Genomic DNA, 2,237 nt, shown 5'->3' on the forward strand with positions numbered 1-2,237 from the left:
TATGGAAAGGATGGCTTAAGTTACAAGCCATCCTGGAAGGCTACGATTTAGCAAAATCTCTTGAGTCAGACTTGTGATCAAGAGACAGCAATTAGCGGCTTTTTTGTGTGCAATAAATAACTAATTTATTATTTACGTTTGGTAGGCTTAACACGTTGATTGTGTTTTTTAACTGCTTTGCGGATCTGGTTGATTTTAGCGCGTTTATCTTTGCGTTTTTCAGGCATAACAGAAAGCTTAGTTTGTGTCTCGCGCCCTAATTTAACGGTTTTGCGTAAGTAGTTTACTGTTTCTAAATCATACTCCATCCAACCACCTTGTGGCACGCGCTTATCAAGCTCTAGTTTACCGTAACGAATACGAATAAGACGAGATACTTCCGCATCTTGAGACTGCCATAAACGACGTACTTCACGGTTACGTCCTTCATTTAACGTTACGTTAAACCAGCGGTTAACGCCTTCGCCACCCATAGGGGTTACAGTCGTGAATTTGGCTGGACCATCTTCAAGCTCAACACCACGTAGTAAGTTTTTAACCGTTTCATTGGTTACTTCACCAAATACACGCGCAGAGTATTCACGCTCTACTTCATAGCTTGGGTGCATCAAGCGGTTAGCTAATTCACCATCATTAGTAAAGAGCATCAAACCCGAAGTATTAACGTCTAATCGGCCAACCGCAATCCAACGCTCACCATCAATACGAGGAAGTCGGTCAAATACTGTACGACGCCCTTCTGGATCTTTACGTGTGCTTAACTCACCTTCGGGTTTGTTATACATAATCACACGACAGATTCTATCTGCTTTTTCTTCAATCTTTACAGTGTGCCCGTCAACACGAATCAAATCGGTTTCTTCAACACGGTCTCCTAACTTTGCCACTTTACCGTTTACACTAACGCGGTTTGCATCAATGTATTTTTCCATTTCACGGCGTGAGCCTACGCCTGCACGGGCTAAGACTTTTTGTAACTTTTCACCTTGTATAATACTCATTCGGATGGTTCTCTCACAGAAGGATCGCTCAATAACTGGTTAATTTTACTTTGCTGCTCTGTTGGCAGCGCAGGTAAGTTTTCAAGTCCAGTTAACGAAAAATAATCTAAAAATTGTTTAGTAGTTGCATATAAAGCCGGCTTACCCGGAACCTCTTTATGCCCTACCACTTTAACCCACTCTCTTTCGAGTAGGGTTTTAATAATATTCGAACCCGTAGTAACACCCCTTACTTGCTCAATTTCACCGCGCGTAATGGGCTGCCTATATGCAATAAGTGATAATGTTTCCAGTAAAGCACGCGAGTATTTTGGTGCGCGTTCTTGCCACAAGTTATTTAACCAAGGGCTTAAACTACTACATGCCTGAAAACGATAACCGCTACCAACTTCAACTAAGCGAATACCACGAGTTTGAAAATGTTCTTGTATTGTATCTATTGCGTCGTTTATTCGCGCCATAGAAATAGCTAAATCTATTAATACAGTATCTTTAAGGTGGCGTTTACTCACAGGCTTATCTGCAACAAAAATAGCTGCTTCAATGATCTCAACTAGTTGTTCATCACTAATTCGCCGACCAGCCATACACACCCTTAACAAATAAAAATACACAGCCATCTATTATGACAGAACAACGCCAAACTAGGAAAATATATCTACTAAATAACTAGATTTTAAACACAAAAAAGCCAGTGATTATCACTGGCTTTTAATTTACTCTTTAAAACAACAAATATTAGCTGTGTTTAATGGCTTCTAATGCATCATCTTCAGCTACCGCGTTACCGTATTTTTTAATGTAACCCATAAACTCGCTTTTACTGATGCGCTTATCTTGGTTTTTATCCATGTAACCAAAGTGATTTGAAATATCATCATCGTTACCTTCAACTACCGAAATATAGCCATTACTGTCGTTATCTAAGCTTGAAAAGCTGCTTTCAATTTTATCGAATTTAGCGATTTCAGCTTTAAATGCCGACTCACTTACTTCAGAATCAGTGGCTACTTTACCATTGTTTAACTTCATGTAAGTGTTGAATTCTTTGCGGCTAATTTCGTTATCCATATTGGTATCAATATTTGAAAAATGGCCCCAAATGCTATCGTCATCAGCTTCAACTTTTGAGATGTAGCCATCGCTGTTGCATATTCTCATGCATCGCGATCACCTAATACTATCTAAGCTGATCACCTAATACCATCCATCAAGATCACTCAATACCATCGATGC

2 protein-coding genes and 1 pseudogene are annotated in these 2,237 nt (G+C 39.6%); all 3 read right to left on the reverse strand.

Annotated features, from left to right (window positions below):
* Nucleotides 1-128 precede the first annotated feature (128 nt).
* A complete protein-coding gene (gene rluB, locus GQR47_RS20125) occupies nucleotides 129-1,001 on the reverse strand; it encodes a 23S rRNA pseudouridine(2605) synthase RluB (protein ID WP_024595359.1) in 873 nt (290 codons plus the stop codon).
* Nucleotides 998-1,588 (reverse strand): SMC-Scp complex subunit ScpB, encoded by a 591-nt coding sequence (gene scpB / locus GQR47_RS20130; RefSeq protein ID WP_002959713.1) that lies wholly within the window; start codon nucleotides 1,586-1,588, stop codon nucleotides 998-1,000. The genes rluB and scpB overlap by 4 nt, the downstream gene beginning before the upstream one ends.
* Before the next feature lie 151 nt (nucleotides 1,589-1,739).
* Nucleotides 1,740-2,150: pseudogene (locus GQR47_RS20135) on the reverse strand (EF-hand domain-containing protein); the annotation flags it as partial.
* Nucleotides 2,151-2,237 lie beyond the last annotated feature (87 nt).

This window comes from Pseudoalteromonas sp. Z1A2 (assembly GCF_011378755.1).
Lineage (GTDB): Bacteria > Pseudomonadota > Gammaproteobacteria > Enterobacterales > Alteromonadaceae > Pseudoalteromonas > Pseudoalteromonas distincta.

Excerpts from the sequence above, each read along its gene's own strand:
- rluB (WP_024595359.1), bottom strand. The coding sequence starts at position 1,001 with ATGAGTATTATACAAGGTGAAAAGTTACAAAAAGTCTTAGCCCGTGCA.
- scpB (WP_002959713.1), bottom strand. The coding sequence starts at position 1,588 with ATGGCTGGTCGGCGAATTAGTGATGAACAACTAGTTGAGATCATTGAA.